Origin of the sequence: Rhizobium rhizogenes NBRC 13257 (assembly GCF_000696095.1) — a bacterium.
In the GTDB taxonomy this organism is placed as follows: Bacteria; Pseudomonadota; Alphaproteobacteria; order Rhizobiales; family Rhizobiaceae; genus Rhizobium; species Rhizobium rhizogenes.
On sequence record NZ_BAYX01000012.1, the window covers coordinates 190,624 to 213,389 of the forward strand.

Here is a 22,766-nt window from a genome sequence, read left to right on the forward strand (position 1 = left end):
AATGAGCTCACCAAAACGGCGCCAAAGACTCTTGACGAGGATTCGAGGAAATGCGATTCTGTTCTTGCTAGAGAGACAGAAGGGCTTCCACGACGGCGACGTTGAGGAGGCTCTTTTCTTTTGCGGGTTACTCTCCCTGTTTCCGTTGGCTTTCGGCGCAGTACGCTTGATACAGCGCCGGCACCTGCTCGATCACGAAGGTCGCGAAATCAGGCGTCGCCTTCCTATCGATTGTAATTTCCAGTTTGGCCTTGCTCAGAGTTACCTGTGCAATTCTGGTGCCGTCAGGGGTGGACAGGACATCGGGAAGCCCGCGAGCGACCCGGCCCGGCTTGAGATTAGCAATCACCGCCTTGAACCGTTCTGTCGATGGCAGCGCTTGCAATTCCTCCGACATCGCATATTTCGCCAGGTCGGCCGGTGAAGAGATTTTTTCAACCAGCTCCGCAAGTTGCTGCCAACTGGGCCGTCCAACACCAGGAGCAGCGCCAATCGCATCGATCAGGTCAGAGGGGAGGGCATCAACGAGTAAAAGCATCTTCGATAAATTGCTCTTGTCGATCGACATCGCGGCGATGACAATCTCCCGAGAAAACTGCTTATTTAGGCGGTGTGCGAAGCGCGCCTTTTCGATGAAGGTAAGATCTTCGCGCTCGTTGTTTTCTTGACCCTGTGCTACGACCAACTGCTCGTCCGTCAGTTCGCGGACGACCGCTTTGACCGGAAGTCCCAGTTCTGAAACGGCCCGCAGCCGGCGGTGGCCGAAGGCAACCTGATATCGGGCCGGCTGGTTCGGATGCGGTCGCACAAGGATCGGGACCTGCTGTCCTTGCTCCCGGATCGAAGCAAGAAGACCGTCGATCTCCCCTTGCATGCGATCCTGCACGAAAGACGGCTCAATCGTCGAGGCATCAAGTTCTATCACTGCCTGACCTTCAGCGAGACGCCGCTCGATCTCTTCGGCACGGTTAAGGCGATCATTTTGCTCACGTAGTGCGTTGCCAATGTTCGCCGTTAGCTTCGTGGCCGGATCACGGTCCTTCCTTGCCACACCAAGAAGCGGCATCGAACGGTTCTTTCCAGACCTATTATCCACGGATGGCGTGTCGGGAGTGTTTGTCGAGACGCCAAGGATGTGTTTCCGGCTCATGTGGGTCTACCCCATGCTTTTTTGATCAGAGTTTCGATCTCGTCATTAACGGCGTTCATCGCCTCCAAGGCCCGGTCATAAGTCGATCGTGTGAACTGCCCGCGCTCGACTTCAAAAAGGGTTTGGTTTGTCAGACCAGCGTCCGACACCGCCGTGGTTTTCAGCATCGGGAAATTGAGGACACTCTCGCCAAATATCGACCGCAAATAGCCGACCATCTGGTTTTGCGGCCCATCGCTCGGTTCAAAACGAGTGATGAGGTAGCGCATCCAATTGAACTTGAACTCAGCGCCAGCGTTCTCGATTTCGCGAAGCAAATTCGAAGTCATCGCCAAGAATTGGTTCATAGACATCACGTCCAGCATCTGAGGATGGACAGTGACCAAGATCGATGTCGCTGCTGTCAGAGCCGAAAGCGTGAGGTAGCCGAGCTGGGGAGGGCAATCGATCACGACGACATCGTAGTTGTTAGCGATGTCCTCGATCACTTGACTGATACGACCGTAAAAGAGCGTGTCGCCTTCCTTGCGCTTCATCAGCGCGCGCGGGGTGTCGTGCTCAAACTCCATCAGTTCGAGGTTACCGGGAATGAGGTGCAGGTCGGGAATGTATGTTCCCCGGACAACCTGCTCGATCGGGACCTGCTCATCATCGTACCTAATGGCGCCATAAAGCGTTTCGTTCGGACCAACATCCGTCTCCGGTTGACTGCCGAAGAGTGCGGAAAGGCTTGCTTGAGGATCGAGATCGATCGCCAGTACCCGGTACCCGCGCATTGCCAGATACTGTGCTAGGTGTGCGGCTGTGGTCGTCTTGCCCGACCCGCCTTTGAAATTCATAACGGAGATAACCTGAAGCTGCTCGCCGTCTCGACGATGCGGTAGATAGCGTCGGTTCCCACGGCCGACCTGGTCCATGTGCTTGCGGATTGTATGGATATCTTCAATTGAGAAATTCCGCCTACCGCCCGGGCTCATGCTTACATTCAGCTCAGGCATTTCCGAAGCCGTCTGTCGTAGGTAAGATTCACCGACGCCGAGCAGCTTAGATGCCTCCGATGGCCCGAACGTTCGAATGCCCTTCTCGGAAGTCGGCGGGAAGACCTTGAGATGATGCGCTTGAAGTTGACTGGAGAGCGCGTCGGCATGACGCTCCATCAAGGTCGTCAACCCTTCAACTACAGGCGCTGCTCTTACGACGGACTTCGCCATCTCAAACCCATTCCTTGCCAGTGGCGATTTTTTTCGCGAAACTGGAAAAGTTCCGCCGCTGGCAGTTAGCGCCGATTCTGCTTTTTGGGCAAGAGCTTTTAGGTTAACAGACGGTTACGCGCGCAAGTCGAGAAACTCCAAAGAAATTAGTTTTACCTGTAATATCATTGCGTTAGAAAGACTGCCATTTGACAGTGTTCATGTTTTGTTTTACTGTCAATCCTACAATCGTAACCCAAAAAGAGGTCACCCTCTACGCGCCGTCGTCCAGTCTAAGCCAACTCGCCCATGCGACTCAGCCGAATCCTACCTTGTAGGATCCTATAACTATCCCTAGATTCTGATCCGTGCTGATTTCCCCGCCGACCAACGACGACGGAGAAATCCATGCAGGTTCTGGCGATCTCAAATCCACGAAATGTTCGGGAAGCTCAGCTCCTCCAATGCCATCATCAGCTGCGCGCGCGTGTCTTCGCCGACCGGCTAGGCTGGGAGGTCGATGTTGCCGATGGCCGGGAATCGGATGCTTTTGACGCTCTGATGCCGACCTGCATCCTAGCAATTTCTAACGGCGACCAACTGGCGGGGTGCGCGCGGCTCCTTCCTACGCTTGGTCCGACAATGGTGGCGAACATTTTCCCGTCGCTTCTCCCCGACGGTCAACTTATCGGTCATGCCGCTATGATCGAAAGTTCTCGCTTCTGCGTCGACACGGCGCTCGCGGAGGGGAGGGGCGGCGGTTCCATCCATGAAGCCACGCTGACCATGTTCGCCGGCATCATCGAATGGTGCTTCGCGAATGGCTACACCGAGATTGTCACAGTGACCGATCTCCGATTCGAGCGCATCCTTGCTCGCATCGGATGGCCGCTGCAGCGTCTGGGTGAGCCGAGGAAGATCGGCGTGACGATGGCCGTGGCGGGCACGCTGCCCGCCAATGCGGAGACGTTCCTCAGGCTCCGTCCTTCCAACTACCGTTCTGAACTCAGCCCTCTCAGCCAGGCAGCGTAAGGAGAAATCCGTGAACCAGCTTCGCTCTCATCCCAGGCTTGTCCGCAAACTTCAGGAGGCACTCGGCGATCAGCTTTGTGTTGCCCTGGACGACGCGACTGTCGTCGAGATCATGCTCAATCCGGACGGAAAGCTGTTCATCGAACGCCTCGGTCACGGCGTTGCGCCCGCTGGCGAGATGTCATCCGCTGCCGCGGAGATGGTCATTGGCACAGTGGCGCACGCGCTTCAGTCAGAGGTCGACACGGAACAGCCAATCATCTCCGGCGAGCTGCCGATCGGCGGCCACCGTTTCGAGGGATTGTTGCCCCCCGTCGTCGCCAAGCCTGCCTTCACGATTCGGCGCCGGGCATCACGTCTCATTCCGCTCGAAGATTATGTCCGCGCCGGCGTCATGACCGAATACCAGGCGTCGACGATCCGTAGCGCTATTTCCGCAAGGCTCAACATTGTCATTTCCGGGGGAACTGGTTCGGGCAAGACGACGCTTGCAAATGCGGTGATCGACGAGATCGTCAAATCCGCTCCGGAGGATCGTCTCGTCATTCTCGAGGACACCGCGGAAATCCAATGCGCGGCCGAAAACGCCGTTCTCCTCCATACCAGCTATACAATCGACATGGCGCGGCTCTTGAAGAGCACCATGCGGCTGCGTCCCGACCGGATCGTCGTTGGCGAAGTTCGCGACGGCGCCGCCCTGACATTGCTCAAGGCCTGGAACACCGGCCACCCGGGCGGCGTAGCGACCATTCACTCGAACACCGCCATGTCGGCGCTACGCCGTCTTGAGCAGCTCACGGCCGAGGCAAGCCAGCAGCCGATGCACGAGGTGATCGGAGAGGCCGTCGACCTGGTCATTTCGATTGAGCGAACGCCGCGTGGGCGGCTTGTTCGCGACATCATTCAAGTCGAGCGGTTCATCAACGGACGGTACGAGATCGAATCCGATCAGCTCACCGAAGAACAGGAGGCGCGCCATGTCGCGTAAGCATACCCTCATCGCCGCTGCGCTCATGGCGGCGCCAATCGTTCTTGCCTCTGTCGCCCCGGCGCTCGCCAGTTCCGGCGGCAGCCTCCCATGGGAAGGGCCACTGCAGCAGATTCAGGAGTCGATAACCGGCCCGGTCGCGGGCGCGATCGCGCTTGCAGCCGTGGCCATTGCCGGCGGCATGCTCATCTTCGGCGGCGAGCTCAACGATTTCGCGCGGCGACTTGTGTACGTCGTTCTCGTCGCCGGCATCCTGCTCGGCGCCACCAACATCGTCGGCCTGTTCGGAGCGACCGGCGCTTCGATCGGGCTGACGGACGAGCAGATCACCTCTATTGGTTCGAACAGAGGAGGGGAGGGAGTTCATGGCTGAGTCCCTGTCCGGCCTGCGGCATAACCGCATCCATCGCGCGCTCTCCCGCCCGAACCTACTTATGGGCGCCGACCGGGAGCTGGTGCTGATCACCGGTCTTGCAGCGGTGATCCTGATCTTCGTCGTGCTTACGGTCTATTCGGCGCTCTTCGGCATCGCCGTGTGGATCGTAATCGTCGGGGCGCTCAGGATGATGGCGAAGTCCGACCCGCTCATGCGGCAGGTCTATATCAGGCACATTTCCTACAAGCCCTACTACAAGGCGACCACTTCGCCGTGGCGCCGGTACTGAGGAGGCGGCCATGGTAGCTCTCAAACGCTTCCGGGTGACCGGCCCATCCTTCGCCGATCTCGTTCCCTATGCCGGCCTTGTCGATAATGGTGTCCTCCTCTTGAAGGACGGAAGCCTGATGGCCGGCTGGTACTTCGCTGGCGCCGACTCCGAAAGCGCGACCGACCTCGAGCGCAACGAGCTGTCGAGGCAGATCAATGCCGTTCTGTCGCGACTTGGAAGCGGCTGGATGATCCAGGTCGAAGCCATCCGCATTCCGACAGTCGACTATCCATCGGAAGATCAATGCCACTTCCCTGACCCGGTGACCCGCGCAATCGATGCCGAGCGTCGGTCGCATTTCGCACGCGAGCAGGGGCATTTCGAGAGCAAGCATGCGCTGATCCTGACCTACCGGCCGCTCGAGTCCAAGAAGACTGCTCTCAGCAAATACATCTACTCGGATGAGGAAAGCAGGAAGAAGTCCTACGCGGACACGGTGCTCTTCGTCTTCAAGAACGCGGTGCGAGAACTTGAGCAGTATTTTGCCAACACACTTTCAATCCGGCGAATGGAAACCCGCGAAACGATCGAAAGGGGAGGGGAGCGAATTGCCCGATATGACGAGCTGCTTCAGTTCGTTCGATTTTGCACCACCGGGGAAAGCCATCCGATCCGGCTTCCCGATGTTCCCATGTATCTCGACTGGATCGCCACAGCCGAGCTTGAGCACGGACTGACGCCAAAGGTCGAAAACCGTTTCCTCGGTGTCGTTGCGATCGACGGTCTGCCGGCCGAAAGTTGGCCCGGTATTCTGAACAGCCTTGACCTGATGCCGCTCACTTATCGGTGGTCGTCGCGCTTCATCTTTCTCGACGCCGAGGAGGCCCGGCAAAAGCTCGAACGCACACGCAAGAAATGGCAACAAAAAGTTCGGCCGTTCTTCGACCAAATATTCCAGACACAAAGTCGATCCGTCGACCAGGACGCGATGACGATGGTGGCCGAGACCGAGGATGCCATCGCGCAGGCCTCGTCGCAGCTGGTTGCCTACGGCTATTACACACCTGTCGTCGTGCTGTTCGACAGCGATCGCGAAGCACTGCAGGAAAAGGCCGAAGCGATCCGGCGGCTGATCCAGGCGGAAGGTTTCGGCGCCCGGATCGAAACGCTCAACGCCACCGACGCCTATCTCGGCAGCTTGCCGGGCAACTGGTATTGCAACATCCGTGAGCCGCTGATCAACACCAGCAATCTCGCTGACTTGATCCCGCTGAACTCGGTCTGGTCCGGAACCCCGATTTCCCCATGCCCGTTTTACCCACCGAATTCCCCGCCCTTGATGCAGGTTGCGAGCGGCTCGACAGCGTTCCGTCTGAATCTGCACGTCGATGATGTCGGCCACACGCTGATCTTCGGCCCAACCGGCTCAGGCAAGTCGACGCTTTTGGCCCTGATCGCCGCGCAGTTTCGCCGCTACGAACAGGCGCAGATCTTCGCCTTTGACAAAGGCAGTTCACTTCTACCCCTGACGCTCGCAGCCGGGGGCGATCACTATGAGATCGGCGGCGACAATGCGGAAGAGGGGAGGGCCTTGGCCTTCTGCCCATTGTCCGAACTCAACAGTGATGCCGACCGGGCCTGGGCGGCGGAATGGATCGAGATGCTGGTCGGCCTGCAGGGGGTCACAGTCACACCCGATCATCGCAACGCCATCTCACGTCAGGTTGGGCTGATGGCGAGCGCATCCGGTCGCTCGCTCTCGGATTTCGTCAGCGGCGTGCAACTGCGCGAGATCAAGGACGCACTGCATCATTACACCGTCGATGGCCCGATGGGTCAGCTCCTCGATGCGGAGGAAGATGGCCTCACGCTCGGCGCCTTCCAGACATTCGAAATCGAGCACCTGATGAATATGGGCGAGCGCAATCTCGTGCCGGTGCTGACCTACCTGTTCCGCCGGATCGAGAAGCGCTTGGATGGATCGCCGAGCCTGATCGTGCTCGACGAGGCGTGGCTGATGCTCGGCCACCCAGTGTTTCGCGACCAGATTCGAGAGTGGCTCAAGGTGCTGCGCAAGGCGAATTGCGCTGTCGTTCTCGCGACCCAATCGATCTCCGATGCCGAACGTTCTGGGATTATCGACGTGCTGAAGGAATCCTGCCCGACAAAGATATGCCTTCCAAATGGCGCTGCTCGCGAGTCGGGCACGCGCGAATTCTACGAGCGCATCGGCTTCAACGAGCGGCAGATCGAGATCGTCGCGACCGCCATGCCGAAGCGCGAATACTACGTCGCCACGCCAGAAGGCCGTCGGCTCTTCAACATGTCACTTGGGCCGGTTGCGCTGAGCTTTGTCGGCGCGTCGGGCAAAGAGGACCTCAAACGCATCCGCGGACTGAAATCCGAACATGGCCACGACTGGCCGATCCACTGGCTTGAAACGAGAGGAGTTCACGATGCCACATCGCTACTCAGGTTCGAATAGATGGCTCGCCTGCCTGGCGGCCGCCGCTCTCACGATTGGAGGCGCCGTTTCGGTGCAAGCCGGTACAGCCACCGGCGCTGCGACCGAATGGACGCAGCTCGCCAACAACGCGCAGCTCGTGGATCTCATGAAAAGCTCCGGCATCCAGGTCGACAATCAACTGACCCAGATCAGCCAGCTCGCGGAGCAGATCCAGAACCAGCTGAAGATCTACGAGAACATGCTGCAGAACACGGCGCAGCTTCCTGATCATATCTGGGGGCAGGTTGAAAGCGACCTCAACCAGCTGCGCAGTATCGTCGACCAGGGTCAGAGTATCTCATTTTCCATGGGCAACGCTGACGACGTTCTTCAACAGCGCTTTCAGAGCTACGCCGATCTCAAAACCAACCTGCCGGACAACGCAACGTTCTCCTCGACTTATCAGACGTGGTCGAACACCAACCGTGACACCATCGCCAGCTCGCTGAAAGCGGCGAGCCTCACGGCCGACCAGTTCGATAGCGAGGAAGATACAATGTCCTCGCTCCGGTCGATGTCCGAAACCGCTGATGGGCAGGTGAAGGCTTTGCAGGTCGGCCACGAGATCGCCGCTCAGCAAGTCTCGCAAATGCAGAAGCTTCGCGGTCTCGTCTCGCAACAGATGACGATGATGGGAACCTGGCTTCAAACGGAGCAGACCGACAAGGACCTGGCGCAGGCGCGGCGGGAAAAGTTCTTCAACGCCGAGGTCAAGAGCGTTCCGGAAGGCCAGAAAATGGAGCCGCGATGGTGAGCCGCCCCGTCCTGATTGCCTTGCTGTTGGCTGTCGCAGGTGCATCGTCTGCAGCGACAGTGCTGATCGTCAATTCACGAAACACAGGAATAGCTGCGCTCACAGAGGAGCAGCGCGCCGTCCGGGAAAAATTCTTCGGCTCCGACAAGGAGTTGCCGCCGATCAAGGAAGGCCAGGAGATGCGCCCGAGATGGTGAAGGCAACTGTTGCGCGTTCTTTCCTGATTACAGGTCTCTTTTTCCTCGCCTATGCTGTTCCCGCATTCGCGCAGGAGGGGCAGGTCCTCACGGAACTGGAAAACCAGGTCTCCTCCGCTGCGAAGGGGTGGGAGACCACCATCATGGAGGCGGCGAGATCGCTATTCTGGATTCTCGCAACGATCGAGATCGGCATTGCGGCCGTCTGGTTGGCGATCCAGTCAGCCACATTGGACAGCTGGTTCGCCGAACTGGTGCGGCGGATCATGTTCATCGGGTTCTTCGCATTCGTTCTGACCCAAGGTCCGACCTTTGCGCGAGCGGTGGTGGACAGTCTTTTCCAGATTGGCGCCGGCGGTGGTTCAGCTTCGCCCGCTGAAGTGTTCGATGCCGGCATCCGCGTCGCCTCGCAGATGTCGGAGCAAGCACAGTTCGGGGTGTTCGAAGACAATGCACTTGCGATTGCCGCCGTTCTCGCCATGGGCATCGTTGTCATCTCCTTCTCCCTGGTTGCAGCTATTTTCGTGTCGGTTATGGTCGAAATGTATGTCGGCTTGCTCGCCGGCATGATCATGCTCGGGCTGGGTGGTTCGTCCTTCACGAAAGACTTTGCTGTTCGATACCTCGTCTATGCCTTCGGCGTCGGCATGAAGCTCATGGCCTTGGTGATGATCGCCAAGATCGGATCGAACGTCCTGCTTGGCCTTGCCCAAGCTCCGACTGCCTCGTCGGATCAGTTCGTCACCACCTTGGCCATCGCCGGTATTTCAGTCGTCGTCTTCATCATCGCCATGTACGTCCCGAACATCATCCAGGGCGTCGTCCAGGGCGCATCGGTCTCCGGTGGCATGGAGGCAATCCGGCACGGCGGGCAAGCGGCGTCTTTTGCCGCCGGTGCTGGCTTCCTCGCCGCCGGCGCCGCCGGCGCGGGGTTTGCAGCGGCGCAAGCCGCACGAGCTGGCGGTTCATCAGTTGCAGGAGCCGCTCTTCGCGGCGTGGGCGCGAGCTTCAGTTCCGGCGCGCAAGCAGCCGGATCCGCCGCGAAGGAAAAGGCAATCGGCTCTCCCGGTGCTTATGCGGGGTCCATTCTCGGACTGGCCAACGCCAAACTTGATGAGCAGCGGGGCGGTCATAGCGGACCAAAGCCTCCTCCCGAACGCAACGACAAACCGTAATCAAGACAAGGGAAGAATAAATGGCAGCGAACCGCGCCCCGGAAAACCCGTATCTTGCCGCCCGCCAGGAGTGGAGCGAACGCTACGGCTCCTATGTGAAGGCCGCCGCCGCATGGCGCATTGTTGGTGTCCTCGGTCTGGTCATGGCCGTCATCGGCTTCAGCTACTCGATGTATCTGAGCACGCAGGTGAGGCTCGTGCCTTACATCGTCGAGGTCGACAAGCTCGGAACCGCGGTCACGGCAGGTTTCCCCGAGCAGATCGAGTATGCCGATGTCCGCGTGGTGCGGGCCACACTCGGCAACTTCGTCACGAGCTTTCGCTCGATCACGCCGGATGCGGTGGTGCAGAAGCAATATATCGACCGCACCTACGCCCTTCTTCGCACCTCCGACCCGTCAACCGAGAAGGTCAACGCCTGGTTTCGAGGCAATTCTCCATTCGAGAAGGCGAAGTCTTCGACAGTTGCCATCGAGGTCAACAACATCGTGGCGCTGTCGAACCAGACCTATCAGATCGACTGGACGGAATACGAGCGGGACCGCAAGGGCAAGGAAACCGGCACCCGCCGTTTCCGCGGGATCGCAACGGTGACGCTCACCGCGCCACAGGATGAGGCGACGATCCGCCTCAATCCGATCGGCCTCTACGTCCGGGATTTTGACTGGACGGCACAGCTCTAAGGGCAGGGATTCTTTCAATGAAAAAAAAGAGAATGATCGCAGCCGCCGGCTGCATGGCCGGACTCTTGGCTACGGCGGGCGCGCAGGCGCAAAGCATGACGAGCAACGAGGTAAAAGGCACAAATCTTTCCAGACAGTGGCGCGGCACGCCGGGACTGGTGACGACTGGTCCGGACGGAAAGGTCATCTTTCTGTTCGGCGAGACCCAGCCGTCCGTCGTCTGCTCTCCTCTACAGGTCTGCGACATCGAACTTCAGGGTGGCGAGATCGTCCGCGACGTCCTCGTCGGCGACACCGTGCGCTGGAAGGTAGAACCTGCGACGTCGGGAGCGACAGGCGGGCAGGCCATCCACCTGATCGTCAAACCCTCCGAACCTGGGCTCGTTACCTCGATGGTCGTGACGACATCACGGCGGACCTATCATATCCAGCTCAAGTCCCATCCGAGCCAGTACATGGCGCGCATTGGTTTCGAATATCCGGAAGACGTGTCGACCAAGCTCGCCGACATCAACGCCCGTCTCGAAACGGGCGGCATTCCGGGCACCGCGCCGGACAAACTGAACTTTTCCTACTCAATTAGCGGCAGTGCTTCTTGGAAACCGAAGCGGGTCTATTCGGACGGGGTGAAGACCTACATCCAGTTCCCGAAATCGATCTCCGGACAGGACGCGCCGGTGCTCTTCGTCGTCTCCGGCGGTCAAAATCGCATCGTCAATTATCGCATGAAGAACGACATGATGACCGTCGATTATGCGATCGACAAAGCGATCCTCCTTTCCGGAGTCGGTTGGCGGCAGCAGAAGATCACCATCCGGCGCGGAGGCTGAACCATGCTGAGGCTCCTCGCATATTTCGTCGTGGTCGCGGTGCTCTCCGGTTGCCAAACGGCGGACGACGCACTGAACACCAGTTCCACGCCTGTGGCCGTCACCGGACCGGCTGCAAGCGCCATCGCCGGCGACATGGCAAGTCGTCTGGCGGAACAGATCGGCCCGGCCGGTGCTACGACCACGATCAAAATGAAAAAGGATACATCGGAGTTCGCGACCGCCCTTGAGGCGGCCCTGAAAGGGTGGGGCTATACGGTCGTCACGGATGGCAAAGTCGCGAAAGACGTCAAGCCGGTCGAGCTTGCATATGCAATCGAGGGCTTCGACGGACAGGTGCTCGTGCAGGTCTCGACACCTTCCATCGCTCTTGGCCGCGCTTACACGCCGACGGCGGCGGGTGCTGTGCCGGCCAGTCCCCTTTCGATCATGCAGCGCAACTGACGGAGATTAACATGGTCCAGTCGCTCCAGCTTGGCACGTCGAGCCAAGCCGACGATCAGCAGGGCATGCGCCGGCTCAACCGCCTGCCTATCATCGTCGCCATCATCGTCATCGTGCTGTTTGTCGGCGTCGTTGTGATTGGTCTGTCGCTGCGCGGGCTTTCCTTCAATCGTGGCGACATCGAGGGTGCTTCCAACAGCCCTGCGACCAGTTTCGGCGACCAGCTTAAACGGGGTGTCACGGATGGCATTATCGGGGAGCCAGAAAAGCAGGAGGTGTTTCAGCCGACACCCGTCGTCATGGAGAAAGAGGAAAAGCAGAAACCGGCCGTCGAGCGCCAACCAACAGATCGACAAGATCGCCGACAAAGGCTCGAATCCGAAGAGGAGTGGAAGGCTCGCCTGAAGCGAGAGCAGGATGAGCAATATATGCGCGAGGCCCAGCGGCAACGGATGGCGCGTCTCCAGGCTCGTTCGACGGCGCTTGATTCGCCGCTAAAGGTAGACATTTCCGATGTCGAGAAGGCAGCAAACTCTAGCAATACCACCGATCGTCAACCGACAAATGTCGCTGCGAACAGCGCCTCAGACCTTTATGCCGCAGCCATGACCGGCCTGATGGGACAGAACGTCGATCAGAACGGGCAGACGTCGAAAGAGGATTTTTTCAATCAGGACATCAAGGATCTCGGTTACCTGCCGAACCAGGTCGTGCCACAGATGTCACCCAATGAATTGAAGCGCGGTTCGGTCATCCCGGCGACATTGATCACCGGCCTCAATTCCGACCTGCCAGGGCGCATTACCGCTCAGGTCAGCCAGAATGTCTACGACAGCGCAACCGGCTATCGCCTTCTCATCCCGCAGGGCGCAAAGCTGTTCGGTCGCTACGATTCCAAGGTGTCCTTCGGCCAGGAACGGGTACTCGTCGTCTGGACGGACCTCATTTTTCCGAATGGGTCTACCCTGCAGATCGGTGGTATGGCGGGTACGGACGCTGAAGGATATGGGGGCTTCCAGGACAAGGTCGACCGCCATCTCTGGAGGACATTCGGCTCTGCAGCCCTGGTGGCAATCATCGGGACGGGTATCGATATGTCGATGCCTGAGAGTTCGACGCTCGCGACGCAGGACACGGCTTCGGACGCAGCACGGCGGAATTTTGCCGAGTCATTTGGCCGGGTAGCGGAAGAGACGATCTCGAAGAATCTGAACGTTCAACCGACAATTCGAATCCGGCCGGGCTACAAGTTCAATGTTCTGGTCGATCAGGACATTGTTTTCCCGTCGACCTATGGCGGTCGCTAAGCCGCGCGGAACCTTGAGATTGCCCTATTTTACCGCGTGGCGACAGAGCTATTCCTCGGTAAAATCTTTCCTCAAATAATCATATTTTAGATCGTGAGGACTTGAATACTCGGTAGAGGTGAGTAGACCTATCAGTTGCAACGACCGTGGATATGCTTCGCGTACGAGGCAACTGTGTTTTCATCGGAAACGAATGAGGACAGAGAATTCGCAGCCAAGGTTCGATGTCCCGTGTGGCTCCGGCTGGCCGAACGGTGGCACCTGTAACTCGCGGCGCCAGCAGGCGCGGCGAGTGGGAGGCTCGCAGCTGCGCAGTAGGAGAAAAGTCAGTGGACGGTGACCTTCGCTCTCTCATCGATATGACAGAAGCCGCGCACGACGAACGTATGATCAAAAGTGCTCTGAAGACATTTGCGCACGCATGTGGCTTCGAGCGTTTTGCATATCTGCAGACTGAGGGATTGGAAATCCGCACATTTAACTCCTATCCGGAGGAATGGCAGGGCGTCTATCTCGAAAGCCAGTATTCCCGCCTCGACCCGGTCGTGTGGGAAGCGAAGACTCGCATGGAAATGTTTTCCTGGACCGCCGACGATTGGCCCGCTCGTGGAACCTCCGAACTCAGGCGCTTTCGCGACCAGGCGATCGATCACGGCATTCGCAGTGGGGTGACGATACCCGTCGAAGGAAGTTTCGGCTCAACGATGATGTTGACGTTTGCATCTTCAGCCCAGGCGGCGGATGTTTCAAAGCTTCAAGATGGTCAGAAAGCGGTCCGCGCGGTTCTGGCAATCCATTACCGTCTGAAGATGCTTGCCGCGACCACAATTGTTCCACCGAAGCGGTTGCTATCACCGAGAGAGGCAATGTGTCTAAAGTGGGCGGCGAAAGGAAAAACCGCGCCGGAAACCGCGATCCTGACGGGAATCAATCCAAGGACAGTACAGCATTACCTGGATAAGGCGCGCGAGAAACTTGAAGCGGCGACCGTGCCCCACCTCGTCGCGATCGCCAAGGACCACGGCCTGCTTTAGCGTCAATCATCGACATCTGGGGCAACGTCAGGGACGTAGCCAAGCGCATCAATGATTTCCGCAAGCTCCTCTTGCTGGGCCGCGGACTTCTGTTGGCGCGCGGTGTATTCTCGCTGCAATGTCTCAAGTACGGCGGTCGAGACCGCGGGATCAGATGACGCACGGGTCCACTCTTCGTAGACAGCTTCGTCGGCGACAATAAGTCGGCGGTGCTCTCTGATCGCAGCGATCGCCAGAGCCTCCAGTTCTGACTTCTCCATGGAACCAAAACAGGATCGGCGTTTTTCTGTTTCGTCATTGGTCTCAGACGAGTTGACGTCGCTCACCCGTTCTACTCCCTTTTTTAATCACCCGACGCTCGAGACGAAATCGCTCTGCGCAACAGTCGTCTAGGCTATAATGCCTGATATGTCTCTCATAGTTCCTTTGGCCGTCTTAGCGGTCCTGGCGACAGGCAGGACGAGCAATAGCACGTGCAACGTCGAATCGGAACTATAGTTCCTGGAATAATAGTTCCGTTTCAGGCTCCGCTCTAGTCATGGATCTCAGAGAGGTCATGGCGATCAATCTGCGTCGAATACGTCATGTCAAAAAATTGACGCAAGAGGAACTCGCGCACCGAACGGGCCTGAGCGTTCGGCACATAGGGGCAATCGAGCGCGCCGAAATGTCCGCCACGGTGACAGTCCTCGGCCAGATCGCGCAGGCGCTGAGTGTCGAACCTGCGGAGCTTGTGACAAGATCAAACGACGTGCGCATCGGCTCTTAGCTCGGGTGTCACCCCGTTCTAAGAGACACGGCAAGAAGCGGCCACCTATGCCCTTTTTCTCTGGGTGTTTTTGTGGCTGGCATCGGCTTCTGTGGAAGGCGGCGGTGCGTTGACGAGTTCCGACACAAATCTCGTCAGCGGCGCGATGTTTTCGTGGCCGCTCGCCTCTTCCAGGGCATTCATGTACTCGTCACGGCGCGCGACAGGAATGACCGTCCACGGCGCTCCGCATTCGGCAAGAAGCGCGTTCATGATAAAGCGCGCCGTGCGTCCGTTCCCGTCCGGGAATGGGTGGATATAGGTGAACAGGAACGGAGCGAGGATTGCCTTCACGCGCGCGTCGGATTCCTCGGAAATGCTCTCGAACAGTGCGTCCATGGCGTCGGCGATTGCGTGTGGCGGTAAGGGGACATGCGAGGATCCCCGCAAATACACATTGTGTGATCGGTAGCCCGCGAGTTGGTGCGCCTTGATGATACCCGCGGTTACCGAAGGGCTGAACATGGCTCGGAACCAATCCTGGTGCCGTGCCTCGAGCAGTTCGCCGGTAGGTGCTCCATCAAGAATCTTTCTGATGTCATCGCGCACCTCCTCAAAGGCCAATCTGTATCCCTTGGCGGCGAGTGCGTTCTTGGTCTCGTAGTCCTGCGCGTCCTCGTCCGGTTTCCATTGACCGTCCTGTACCCTCCGGATCAGCTCTTCCGACACCTCGTAACCCTCGATCGAAAGCGAGTTCAGGGCGTCGGCCACATAGCGTTCATCAATGTCCGAGATGTATCCGGCCCGGTCGTTGATACGCAATTGCTCGAATCCGATGTGATTGAGGGCGTCTTTCCCCATTTTCGCCCAGAGGTTCTTGATCCGGGTAGCGGACGGCGCCTGAGTTCGTCTCGCATCCAGCCTGACCAGATCGACTGCCGGGTCGAAAGGGTTGTCCTCGTGCGGGTTGTAGCCGGCCGATTCCAGGGTCTTGATGATCGTGTCCGCGTCCCTTGTGCGGCCAAGATGGCGCAGGGCGCCTGCGATGCGACCGCCAACGTGGCTCCGGCCGCCGTCCAGAAGATATTGCAGCAGCGTGCTTGTTCCACGGATCGAGCCAATGACCGCGATGACATCGGTCGCTAACGTTCTCCACGACTCCGGCGAGAGATTGCAAATCGCCTCCTCCATCGGCATCAATCTCAATCGTTCTCTCGTCTCGGCCGGCTCGTTTTCCTTTGAGCGCAGCAGATAGAGCGACGTATTGCTCGGTAGTTTCACGAGCTGGTTGTTCGCCTTCGGGCTTCTGACGATGACCTGCCCAGGAATGGAATGGTTTTCGGACCATAGAGCCACGGATGCCTCCGCGGACAACCGCCATTCACCCGCGAAACGGTCGTCCAGGTATCTGGCAACGAACTCCCAGTAGACGGTGCTCCAGGCCGCATCGATCCTGTTGTTGGCCGACGGTCGCGAGTTCACCGCCAGCCAGCCCTTCATGATTTCTTCGAGGAAGCCATTGTCCTGTAGTCGTTCCCGGTGGACACGGCTGAGCTCTTCGGATTTCACCACCGATCGGGTGCCGTTCTGCGTCACTCCCCTCAGTTCAGCCAGGGATGCCGCGAGCAGTTCGTTGGGTTTCGCCACGTTGGCCTCCGGCGACGGTGTGTGAGTAGTGGACCACTACTTCCGTGCATTGTTGTTGCACTAATTTGACGCCTTTGACAAACACTAATATTCTGCATTTGCGTCACACTAGTTTCACGCTTTTGAATCGCACTAGTTTAATGCGTTTGAGTCACACTAAGTTTATGCATTGGACTCAAACTAAGATTCCGCCTTGAACTCAATGCTATTGCTGACCACCAATGCGCGACAGATCGATCCGTATTCCCGCGCGCCCAGCATCCTGCTCCGCCTCTGGCTGTTCCTCTCTTGCTTTCGCGTCAACGTCCTCCCCCTCCTCGGCGGGGATCTTCTCTCTACTTTGCTGCGAAACACCAACCGTTGTTCCTGGATCCTCCGCCTGAAACACGCTCACGCCCTCGAACTCACCGGTTTTCCATGCGTAAACCGCATCCTCAAAAATCTGCGGGAAGACGTCTTTGCTCGTGGGGTTGCCATACCATTTCGCAACGATCCTGAGGACCTTGGCAAACATCGCCGTGCCTTTGCGAAGGTTCTGGCAGGGGTCGACCAAATCGGGCTTCAGATCGGTCGCTTCCTTGACTCCAACCCCAGCGGGAAACTGCGTCAGCCCAACGCGAACCACCGCCTGACCAGCATATTGCCGTACGATCGCCATCGCCTCCTCGGCCGATGCCGCTTTCGGAACGAGTATCAATCGGCCGCCCGATTTGACGGTAACGGCGAGGGGATCATCCGAGCCCGCTGCCATCACGAACTGCTCGACGATCGCGGGCTTGAGGGAAGGGTCTGCGCATTCCTTTATCAGGGCGGCGTCGAGCATGGTGTCTCCTAGGTAGTCAGGTGTTGAAGGCAATAACAAGCGGTTTTGCGAAGAGCTTTGCCCATGCGGTCGCAGCGGCGCGCTGAATGGCGACGATTGACGTCCCTTCGGTCCACCATCCGTTTCCCACGGCGACGACAAAATCCGGATCGTGGAGTATGGACTGGAGGATCGGCCAAACGATCAGTTGCTCGTAGCAGATCAGCGGCGCTGCCCGGCTGGCACCGATCGGGACGACCGGATTGGCAAAAAAATCCGCCCTGGCACCGCCACTTTCCCCGAACCAGGACCGCCACGGTTGCCACATCGAACCGGGAACCGGCATACGTTCGCGATAAAGGATGCGGCCGCCCTTCCTGTCGATCGCGACGAGGACATTGTCGTAGCCGGCGGCATCGAGCACCGTTGCGCCGGCGATGACCGTCGCATCGGTATCACCGGACGCGCTCGTCCAAAGCCGCGCCACGGTCGGTGTCCAGAAACCGAGCGCAGTTTCCGGCAGCACCACAAAGCGTGCGCCATCGCTGGCCGCATTCCGCACCGTTGCGATCAGGTCACGCTGGCGGTGAAGACCGGCGTCCCGACCGAGCGAAGCGCCCAATTCGAGGTCGACACCGCGCCAGCCATTGGGTAGACCCGGCTCGGTCCACGATGCGGCGGACCACAGCCAAAGGCCTGCGAAGGCGATGGCGACAGCTGGCCAGATGCGGGTTACGAGGCCCGCAAGGCCAGCTGTCATAAGCCCAAGTCCCCACCATCCCCACCCTGGGAACAGAACACCCGCGGCGGTGACAGGATGCGCCCAGCCCGTGATACCGAAAGGCGGGATCGACATGATGATGGCTGCCAGAAGATAGCGAAACGGACGAACTCCGCTGTTCTCCGTCCAGACGACCGTATGCACGGCAACGAAGCTCAAAGACGCACACAGCCAAAGCAGAAGGCCCGGCCAGATGTCCGACGAATAGAACGCCGCTACGCCTTGCGGCAAACCACGTGCTGCTGCCAGGAAATATCCGGCAGAGACAAGTGCCGCCACAAATCTCGTTCGCGAGATCGACCACAGAAGCGGAAACCCCAGCGCGACGGGTAGAAGCAACACATGGCCGCTCCAGCCCACTACGCCGATCGCGATCGAAGCGAATATCAGCAGCGCCGGCCGAAGGTAATCACGGCGCATAGGTGAGGACCTCCTGCGCCAGACCGAGAATCCCCGGAGCAGGCACCGGACCGAAGTATCGGGAATCGTAGGAGCCGGGGAACGCGGAATGCAGAAAGACATATCCAGGCGGTATGGTGCCGCTCATAAACGGCGCCAACGGCCGTCCCTTTCCATCTCGTTGGGCAAGACTGGAAGAGGGAACTTCCCGACCTTCCACGTTTACGCTGGCGCCGATTTCGACGTGTTGTCCTGCGACGGCGATCACTGTCTTGATCAACGGTGCGACGCCGCCCGGGCAGGAACCGGAACGGAGATAGCCGCGAGCCCTCGCTGCCCGCATTGCCGCCGTTTCCGGCGGGCAGATGAACAGGAGGTCGCCGACCGCTGCCGGTCGATGAAGCGGCATAATGCGCCACAGGCCGAGTGGCTCGCTCGGTGTCAGATTGATGCGGTAGCCGCCGACGACGGCAGTCACCACCAGCAGGATGGCGGCCACTGCCGCCATCGGCAGAACCACAACGGCTCGTCGCTGCTGCGTAGTCATCGACCGGCGCGTTCCAGTTCCCGCCGTCATTTCAGGGAGAGCCCTTGGCTCTTGGTTTGCCGCAGCGTCTCAGCCTGCCGGAGCGCTTCCGTCGTTCGTTCATAAGCGGCTAGTTGCTGGACCGTCCGCATGGAATTCCAGGCGGACTGGACCTCGGCCTTCTGGCCGGCCGTCATGCCTGATGTGACGGTCTCGAAAGTCTTGCCATCAGTGTCTTTCGCAGCCAAAGGCAGGAAGGTCCGTTCCCCGAAACGTTCGGAAACCGCCTTGGCGAAACCTTCGAGTTCTGCTTTCACCATTTTGTCGGCGAGCGCGTATTCCATTCCAGCCGGAAGATCGTTGCGATCGATCGCATCACGAACGCGTTCGAGCGTTTGTTTGGCAGACGGTGAGAGCGCCGGGATGTCGACCGAAACCTTGAGCCGGACCGCGCGCTCCTCCGTCTCATGTTTCAATTCGGCCTCGGCCCGCTCACGAAGGTAACGTTCAAGATTTCGCGCGAGCGCCGGCACATTGGCAATGGCTTTTTCCCGGTCCTGCTTGTCGCCACGGCTCGCGAGAAGACCGGTCTTGCCCTTGAGCGCGCCAAAGCTCTCTGGCTCGCCGGCAATCCTTGCCAGGGTGGACTGCGCGACCGACTGGTCCTTCAACATGGTATCGACATCGATCGCCTTGAAGGCAGCTTCCGGCATCGCGTAGACGAGCTGGAAGCGCATCGAGACGTCCTCCCATTGCGTCTTGAGGCCGGGATCGGCGGCGAGCTTATCCTCGACAGCCTGGTCGAGCGATTTGGGATAAGTGGTGATGCCTGATACCATGGGCTTGGCCTCCTTGATTGTGTCCGGGATGGAGTGTTTGTTGCTGCCGCGGACCAATCCGAGTGCCGCACCGATGGCGGCTAGACGGGCGCCGAGGTCGGCGAGTTTCTGTTTTTGCCGGACGGCCCATTGGAGGCGATCGTGTGCGATCGTGCGGGCGACGTTGACAAGATGAAGGCCCCGCGCTTCCGCGAAGCGCAGCGCTTGGCCGTAGAACGACGCCTTCTCGTAATCGAGGGTCGTCTCCTTGGCGTTGCGGCGCGACAGGATCGAGATGAGGCCGCCGGATTTCGCGAAGGAGCGACTACCATAGTAGACGGCGAGATCCTCACGATGGCGCGTCATGGCCACATAGGTGAGATGCCGGTCCAATGAAAGTGAAGCAAGCACCTTCACCCTGTCGACGGTCGCGCCCTGGCTCTTGTGGATCGTCGTCGCATAGCCGTGATCGAGATTGTTGTAGAAGCGCTGCTCGATCATAACCTGACGGCGGTGCTCGCCGTCACCAATCTCTGCAACGATCCGGCCAGGTGCGGCTTCAAGCACCTTTGCGAGCATGCCGTTCTTAACGCCAAGGCTGCCCTCGTTCTTGAGAAACACGATCTGGTCGCCGGTGGCGAACATGCGGGTTCCGTCCTCGGTCTTGAACGGTAATCCTTCTGCGACGACGCCGCGTTCGACCAGCTTGGCCCGCGCCATGTCGTTGAGCATTCGGACGTCGCGGCGGAGGTGTGCGAGGATCAGGCTGGTCTTCGAAGGGTCGTAGTCGCGGTCCCACGCTGCGATCAGGCTCTCGACCGCGTCGTCCTTCAGTCTCAAACCAATCATTCGACCATGAGCGGTGTAGGCATCGACAGCCTTGCGGACATTGCCACGCGCGAGATCGAGCGAGGCATCGCGCATCCATTGCTGGCGCTGACGATAGATTGTCTCAAGTTCTGCATAGCCGATGCGATCGGCAATGGCGCGGAAGGCGGCACCCGCTTCGATCGGTTGAAGCTGTTCCGGATCGCCGACAAGGACGAGTTTGGCGCCGGCCTTGGTGACGGCCTCGACCAACAGCGCCATCTGCCGTGACGACACCATGCCGGCCTCGTCCAGCACGAACACGGTCTTGTGGTCGAGCTGATTGCGACCCTGGTTCCAGCGAAGCTCCCACGACGACAGTGTGCGAGATTGGATGCCCGCTTCCTTTTCCAATCCTTCGGCGGCTTTGCCAGCCAACGCTCCGCCGACCACACGATAGCCGGCCGCTTCCCACGCCTCGCGGGCAGCCTTCATCATCGTCGTCTTGCCGGCCCCGGCGCGGCCGATGACAGCGGCAATCCGCGTGGCCCCGGCGACATGCTCGATTGCCGTTCGCTGCTCATCCGACAGACGGGAATGGCGCGCAAAGGTCGCCTGCAGCACCGCCTCACGGACGCCATGGGAGGTGCTGCCGGAGAGCCAGATCGCGCGATTGGCCATCTCGGCTTCAAGCCGGATCATCTCACGCGTGGTGTACTTCGCAGGTGTCCGAATACCTGTCGCAAAATCGATCCGCTCGCGTTCGAGCCGGAGCGCTTCCGGGCTTTGCAGAATGCGGACCATCAGACTTTGGAACAGAGCGACATCGTCGATATAGCGATACAACACCTTCGCAACATCGCGTTCGTCGAAGACGCTCTTCTCCCGCGTGATCAGGTCGAGCACGATCTCCGGACGGCGCTGGATGCGGCGGGCGTTCTCGCTGCGGCGCTCCTCCTGAAGCTCGATGCGTTCGAGTTTGGGGGGCGAGGTCTCCGACTTGTGGTCGGATTGCTCGGCCTTGCGCTCGATGGCTTTGGCGCCGACGCCGAGGTGAATGGTTGGCTCGAGATCGATACCCTGCTTTTCGAAGGAACGGCCATCGATGCGGATATCCAGGCCGGCAAGCGCCAGATGTTTGTTCTGGCAGGCAAACCAGCCGTCGCGAAACGCATTGAAATCCTCAGTGCTACCGGCCCACAGCTGATAGATGATTTTGCCGGCATCATTTCGGATTGGCTTGCCATCCGGGCCGAGCACCGCGACCTTCTTCGAACCGAAACCGTCTTCGGTCAGCGGGCGCAATGTGGTCATGAGGTGGACGTGAGGATTGCCGGGGGCGTCGTGATAGACCCAGTCCGCGACCATCCCCTGCGCGGTGATGTGGCCCGCCACAAAGTCGCGCATGAGCGCGATGTTCTGCTCGGCCGTCAGCTCGAGCGGCAGGGCGATGGTGACGTCCTTGGCGAGCTGCGCGTCGGATCGCTTCTCGAAGCCCTCCACTTTGTTCCAGAAGGCCTCGGAGGCCCCGGCGACCGAGCGATCGGCAATCATCGAACGTAGCCATTCGGGCGAGTCTGCCGGAATGACGAACTCCTCGTGCAGGAGGCCTTGCTTGCGGGTGTAGTCGATCGTCCGGGCTTCGCGCTCGAACTCCATCTTGGCGCAGTGCCGGTAGGCCGCCGACAGCACAGCGCTGCGGCCGGAGCCACGCGCGACGACGCTGACGGAGAAGTGAGGGACGGCCACGGCGGAGTTCTCTCCCGGTTGCGAACGAAATCAAATGGTTCGTCGGGAGCGGCGGTCCCACCAGGCTCTCTCAGCAACACGTCGAGCCAGCGACGTATAATTGCGCCCTTGGAAGCCGCTCCTTCGGATCGGCCGGGATCATCCAGCAAAGCATCGCCCTTGGCGATTGTAGGATTCACAGTAGTGCGTTCCGCACTCTCTTCCGAAAAACTGGGTTCGAAAGACAAGCTTTCTCACCCAGGAGACGATCGGACATGAAGAAGCCATCCTCGAAAATCCGCGACGAAATCGCCAAGCTGCAGGAACAGCTCAAGATCGCCGAGACAAGGGAAGCCGAGCGGATCGGCAAGATCGCGCTCAAGGCGGGCCTTGGCGAGATCGAAATCGACGAGGCGGAACTTCAGGCAGCGTTTGAGCAACTGACCAAGCGATTTCGCGGAGGGCATGGCGCTACGACCGGAGGGAAGAAGGCCGCCGGCGACAGCAGCGGACAAGCGTCGACCGCAGCGGACGCGTCTGGCGCGGGCGCGGGCAGCGCTGGCGAGGCTTGAG

Annotated in this window: 23 protein-coding genes; 15 read left to right on the top strand and 8 right to left on the bottom strand. The window is 59.4% G+C overall.

The window, feature by feature from the left end; all coding sequences use genetic code 11:
• Positions 1-127: 127 nt before the first annotated feature.
• Both repB and repA read right to left on the bottom strand, forming a co-directional pair.
• Positions 128-1,150, bottom strand: a complete 1,023-nt coding sequence (repB, locus tag RRH01S_RS25330; protein WP_042474935.1) for a plasmid partitioning protein RepB — start codon at positions 1,148-1,150, stop codon at positions 128-130.
• Entirely contained in the window at positions 1,147-2,361 is a 1,215-nt protein-coding gene (gene repA, locus RRH01S_RS25335; protein WP_042474938.1) for a plasmid partitioning protein RepA, read from the bottom strand. The genes repB and repA overlap by 4 nt, the downstream gene beginning before the upstream one ends.
• A 387-nt stretch (positions 2,362-2,748) precedes the next feature.
• Here repA and traI point away from each other — a divergent pair, with 387 nt between their 5' ends.
• The 13 genes from traI (at position 2,749) to RRH01S_RS25400 (ending at position 13,937) form a co-directional block, all read left to right on the top strand.
• Positions 2,749-3,372, top strand: a complete 624-nt coding sequence (gene traI, locus RRH01S_RS25340; RefSeq protein WP_042474941.1) for an acyl-homoserine-lactone synthase — start codon at positions 2,749-2,751, stop codon at positions 3,370-3,372.
• Positions 3,373-3,382: 10 nt separating this feature from the next.
• Positions 3,383-4,360, top strand: coding sequence for a P-type conjugative transfer ATPase TrbB (gene trbB / locus RRH01S_RS25345; RefSeq protein WP_042474944.1), 978 nt, complete (start codon positions 3,383-3,385; stop codon positions 4,358-4,360).
• The gene (locus tag RRH01S_RS25350; RefSeq protein WP_042474947.1) at positions 4,350-4,733 is read left to right on the top strand and encodes a TrbC/VirB2 family protein; all 384 of its coding nucleotides are present in this window, start codon (positions 4,350-4,352) and stop codon (positions 4,731-4,733) included. The genes trbB and RRH01S_RS25350 overlap by 11 nt, the downstream gene beginning before the upstream one ends.
• Complete coding sequence (locus RRH01S_RS25355; protein ID WP_042474950.1) at positions 4,726-5,025, top strand: conjugal transfer protein TrbD; 300 nt, start codon at positions 4,726-4,728, stop codon at positions 5,023-5,025. The genes RRH01S_RS25350 and RRH01S_RS25355 overlap by 8 nt, the downstream gene beginning before the upstream one ends.
• A 10-nt stretch (positions 5,026-5,035) precedes the next feature.
• Positions 5,036-7,492: a conjugal transfer protein TrbE gene (locus RRH01S_RS25360; protein WP_042474953.1), complete on the top strand. Its 2,457-nt coding sequence runs from the start codon at positions 5,036-5,038 to the stop codon at positions 7,490-7,492.
• Entirely contained in the window at positions 7,464-8,267 is an 804-nt protein-coding gene (gene trbJ, locus RRH01S_RS25365) for a P-type conjugative transfer protein TrbJ (protein ID WP_042474955.1), read from the top strand. Before RRH01S_RS25360 ends, trbJ begins: the two co-directional genes overlap by 29 nt.
• Positions 8,264-8,464, top strand: coding sequence for an entry exclusion protein TrbK (gene trbK, locus RRH01S_RS25370; protein ID WP_042475101.1), 201 nt, complete (start codon positions 8,264-8,266; stop codon positions 8,462-8,464). The genes trbJ and trbK overlap by 4 nt, the downstream gene beginning before the upstream one ends.
• Positions 8,458-9,639, top strand: coding sequence for a P-type conjugative transfer protein TrbL (gene trbL / locus RRH01S_RS25375; protein WP_042474958.1), 1,182 nt, complete (start codon positions 8,458-8,460; stop codon positions 9,637-9,639). The genes trbK and trbL overlap by 7 nt, the downstream gene beginning before the upstream one ends.
• A 20-nt stretch (positions 9,640-9,659) precedes the next feature.
• Positions 9,660-10,322 (top strand): conjugal transfer protein TrbF, encoded by a 663-nt coding sequence (locus RRH01S_RS25380; protein WP_042474960.1) that lies wholly within the window; start codon positions 9,660-9,662, stop codon positions 10,320-10,322.
• A gap of 17 nt (positions 10,323-10,339) precedes the next feature.
• Complete coding sequence (gene trbG / locus RRH01S_RS25385; RefSeq protein ID WP_042474962.1) at positions 10,340-11,152, top strand: P-type conjugative transfer protein TrbG; 813 nt, start codon at positions 10,340-10,342, stop codon at positions 11,150-11,152.
• A gap of 3 nt (positions 11,153-11,155) precedes the next feature.
• Positions 11,156-11,596 (top strand): conjugal transfer protein TrbH, encoded by a 441-nt coding sequence (trbH, locus tag RRH01S_RS25390; RefSeq protein ID WP_042474965.1) that lies wholly within the window; start codon positions 11,156-11,158, stop codon positions 11,594-11,596.
• Between the two features lie 11 nt (positions 11,597-11,607).
• Entirely contained in the window at positions 11,608-12,903 is a 1,296-nt protein-coding gene (gene trbI, locus RRH01S_RS25395; RefSeq protein ID WP_042474968.1) for an IncP-type conjugal transfer protein TrbI, read from the top strand.
• A 329-nt stretch (positions 12,904-13,232) separates the two neighbouring features.
• Positions 13,233-13,937: an autoinducer binding domain-containing protein gene (locus RRH01S_RS25400; RefSeq protein WP_042474971.1), complete on the top strand. Its 705-nt coding sequence runs from the start codon at positions 13,233-13,235 to the stop codon at positions 13,935-13,937.
• A gap of 2 nt (positions 13,938-13,939) precedes the next feature.
• Here RRH01S_RS25400 and RRH01S_RS25405 read toward each other — a convergent pair whose 3' ends face one another.
• The gene (locus RRH01S_RS25405; RefSeq protein ID WP_042474974.1) at positions 13,940-14,263 is read right to left on the bottom strand and encodes a transcriptional repressor TraM; all 324 of its coding nucleotides are present in this window, start codon (positions 14,261-14,263) and stop codon (positions 13,940-13,942) included.
• Positions 14,264-14,475: 212 nt separating this feature from the next.
• Here RRH01S_RS25405 and RRH01S_RS25410 point away from each other — a divergent pair, with 212 nt between their 5' ends.
• A complete protein-coding gene (locus RRH01S_RS25410) occupies positions 14,476-14,706 on the top strand; it encodes a helix-turn-helix domain-containing protein (protein ID WP_042474977.1) in 231 nt (76 codons plus the stop codon).
• 45 nt (positions 14,707-14,751) lie between these two features.
• Here RRH01S_RS25410 and RRH01S_RS25415 read toward each other — a convergent pair whose 3' ends face one another.
• The 5 genes from RRH01S_RS25415 to traA all read right to left on the bottom strand — a co-directional run bounded on the left by RRH01S_RS25415 (position 14,752) and on the right by traA (position 22,214).
• Positions 14,752-16,332 carry a Fic family protein gene (locus RRH01S_RS25415; protein ID WP_042474981.1) on the bottom strand — a complete coding sequence of 527 codons (1,581 nt, stop codon included), beginning with the start codon at positions 16,330-16,332 and terminating at the stop codon, positions 14,752-14,754.
• A 205-nt stretch (positions 16,333-16,537) separates the two neighbouring features.
• Positions 16,538-17,155: a TraH family protein gene (locus tag RRH01S_RS25420; RefSeq protein ID WP_042474987.1), complete on the bottom strand. Its 618-nt coding sequence runs from the start codon at positions 17,153-17,155 to the stop codon at positions 16,538-16,540.
• Positions 17,156-17,171: 16 nt separating this feature from the next.
• Positions 17,172-18,335, bottom strand: coding sequence for a conjugal transfer protein TraB (locus RRH01S_RS25425; protein WP_042474991.1), 1,164 nt, complete (start codon positions 18,333-18,335; stop codon positions 17,172-17,174).
• Positions 18,325-18,861, bottom strand: a complete 537-nt coding sequence (gene traF / locus RRH01S_RS25430) for a conjugative transfer signal peptidase TraF (RefSeq protein WP_234711742.1) — start codon at positions 18,859-18,861, stop codon at positions 18,325-18,327. The genes RRH01S_RS25425 and traF overlap by 11 nt, the downstream gene beginning before the upstream one ends.
• A gap of 26 nt (positions 18,862-18,887) precedes the next feature.
• Complete coding sequence (gene traA / locus RRH01S_RS25435; protein WP_042474996.1) at positions 18,888-22,214, bottom strand: Ti-type conjugative transfer relaxase TraA; 3,327 nt, start codon at positions 22,212-22,214, stop codon at positions 18,888-18,890.
• 254 nt (positions 22,215-22,468) lie between these two features.
• On the opposite strand from traA, the gene traC reads away from it, so the two are divergent.
• A complete protein-coding gene (traC, locus tag RRH01S_RS25440) occupies positions 22,469-22,765 on the top strand; it encodes a conjugal transfer protein TraC (RefSeq protein ID WP_042474998.1) in 297 nt (98 codons plus the stop codon).
• The last annotated feature ends 1 nt before the right edge of the window (position 22,766 follow it).

Coding starts and splice junctions, on each gene's coding strand:
- trbL (WP_042474958.1), top strand. CDS start 8,458: ATGGTGAAGGCAACTGTTGCGCGTTCTTTCCTGATTACAGGTCTCTTT.
- RRH01S_RS25410 (WP_042474977.1), top strand. CDS start 14,476: ATGGATCTCAGAGAGGTCATGGCGATCAATCTGCGTCGAATACGTCAT.
- RRH01S_RS25350 (WP_042474947.1), top strand. CDS start 4,350: ATGTCGCGTAAGCATACCCTCATCGCCGCTGCGCTCATGGCGGCGCCA.
- RRH01S_RS25425 (WP_042474991.1), bottom strand. CDS start 18,335: ATGCGCCGTGATTACCTTCGGCCGGCGCTGCTGATATTCGCTTCGATC.
- trbJ (WP_042474955.1), top strand. CDS start 7,464: ATGCCACATCGCTACTCAGGTTCGAATAGATGGCTCGCCTGCCTGGCG.
- trbH (WP_042474965.1), top strand. CDS start 11,156: ATGCTGAGGCTCCTCGCATATTTCGTCGTGGTCGCGGTGCTCTCCGGT.
- repA (WP_042474938.1), bottom strand. CDS start 2,361: ATGGCGAAGTCCGTCGTAAGAGCAGCGCCTGTAGTTGAAGGGTTGACG.
- trbG (WP_042474962.1), top strand. CDS start 10,340: ATGAAAAAAAAGAGAATGATCGCAGCCGCCGGCTGCATGGCCGGACTC.
- traF (WP_234711742.1), bottom strand. CDS start 18,861: ATGACTACGCAGCAGCGACGAGCCGTTGTGGTTCTGCCGATGGCGGCA.
- traI (WP_042474941.1), top strand. CDS start 2,749: ATGCAGGTTCTGGCGATCTCAAATCCACGAAATGTTCGGGAAGCTCAG.
- trbI (WP_042474968.1), top strand. CDS start 11,608: ATGGTCCAGTCGCTCCAGCTTGGCACGTCGAGCCAAGCCGACGATCAG.
- repB (WP_042474935.1), bottom strand. CDS start 1,150: ATGAGCCGGAAACACATCCTTGGCGTCTCGACAAACACTCCCGACACG.
- RRH01S_RS25360 (WP_042474953.1), top strand. CDS start 5,036: ATGGTAGCTCTCAAACGCTTCCGGGTGACCGGCCCATCCTTCGCCGAT.
- RRH01S_RS25420 (WP_042474987.1), bottom strand. CDS start 17,155: ATGCTCGACGCCGCCCTGATAAAGGAATGCGCAGACCCTTCCCTCAAG.
- RRH01S_RS25355 (WP_042474950.1), top strand. CDS start 4,726: ATGGCTGAGTCCCTGTCCGGCCTGCGGCATAACCGCATCCATCGCGCG.
- traC (WP_042474998.1), top strand. CDS start 22,469: ATGAAGAAGCCATCCTCGAAAATCCGCGACGAAATCGCCAAGCTGCAG.
- RRH01S_RS25380 (WP_042474960.1), top strand. CDS start 9,660: ATGGCAGCGAACCGCGCCCCGGAAAACCCGTATCTTGCCGCCCGCCAG.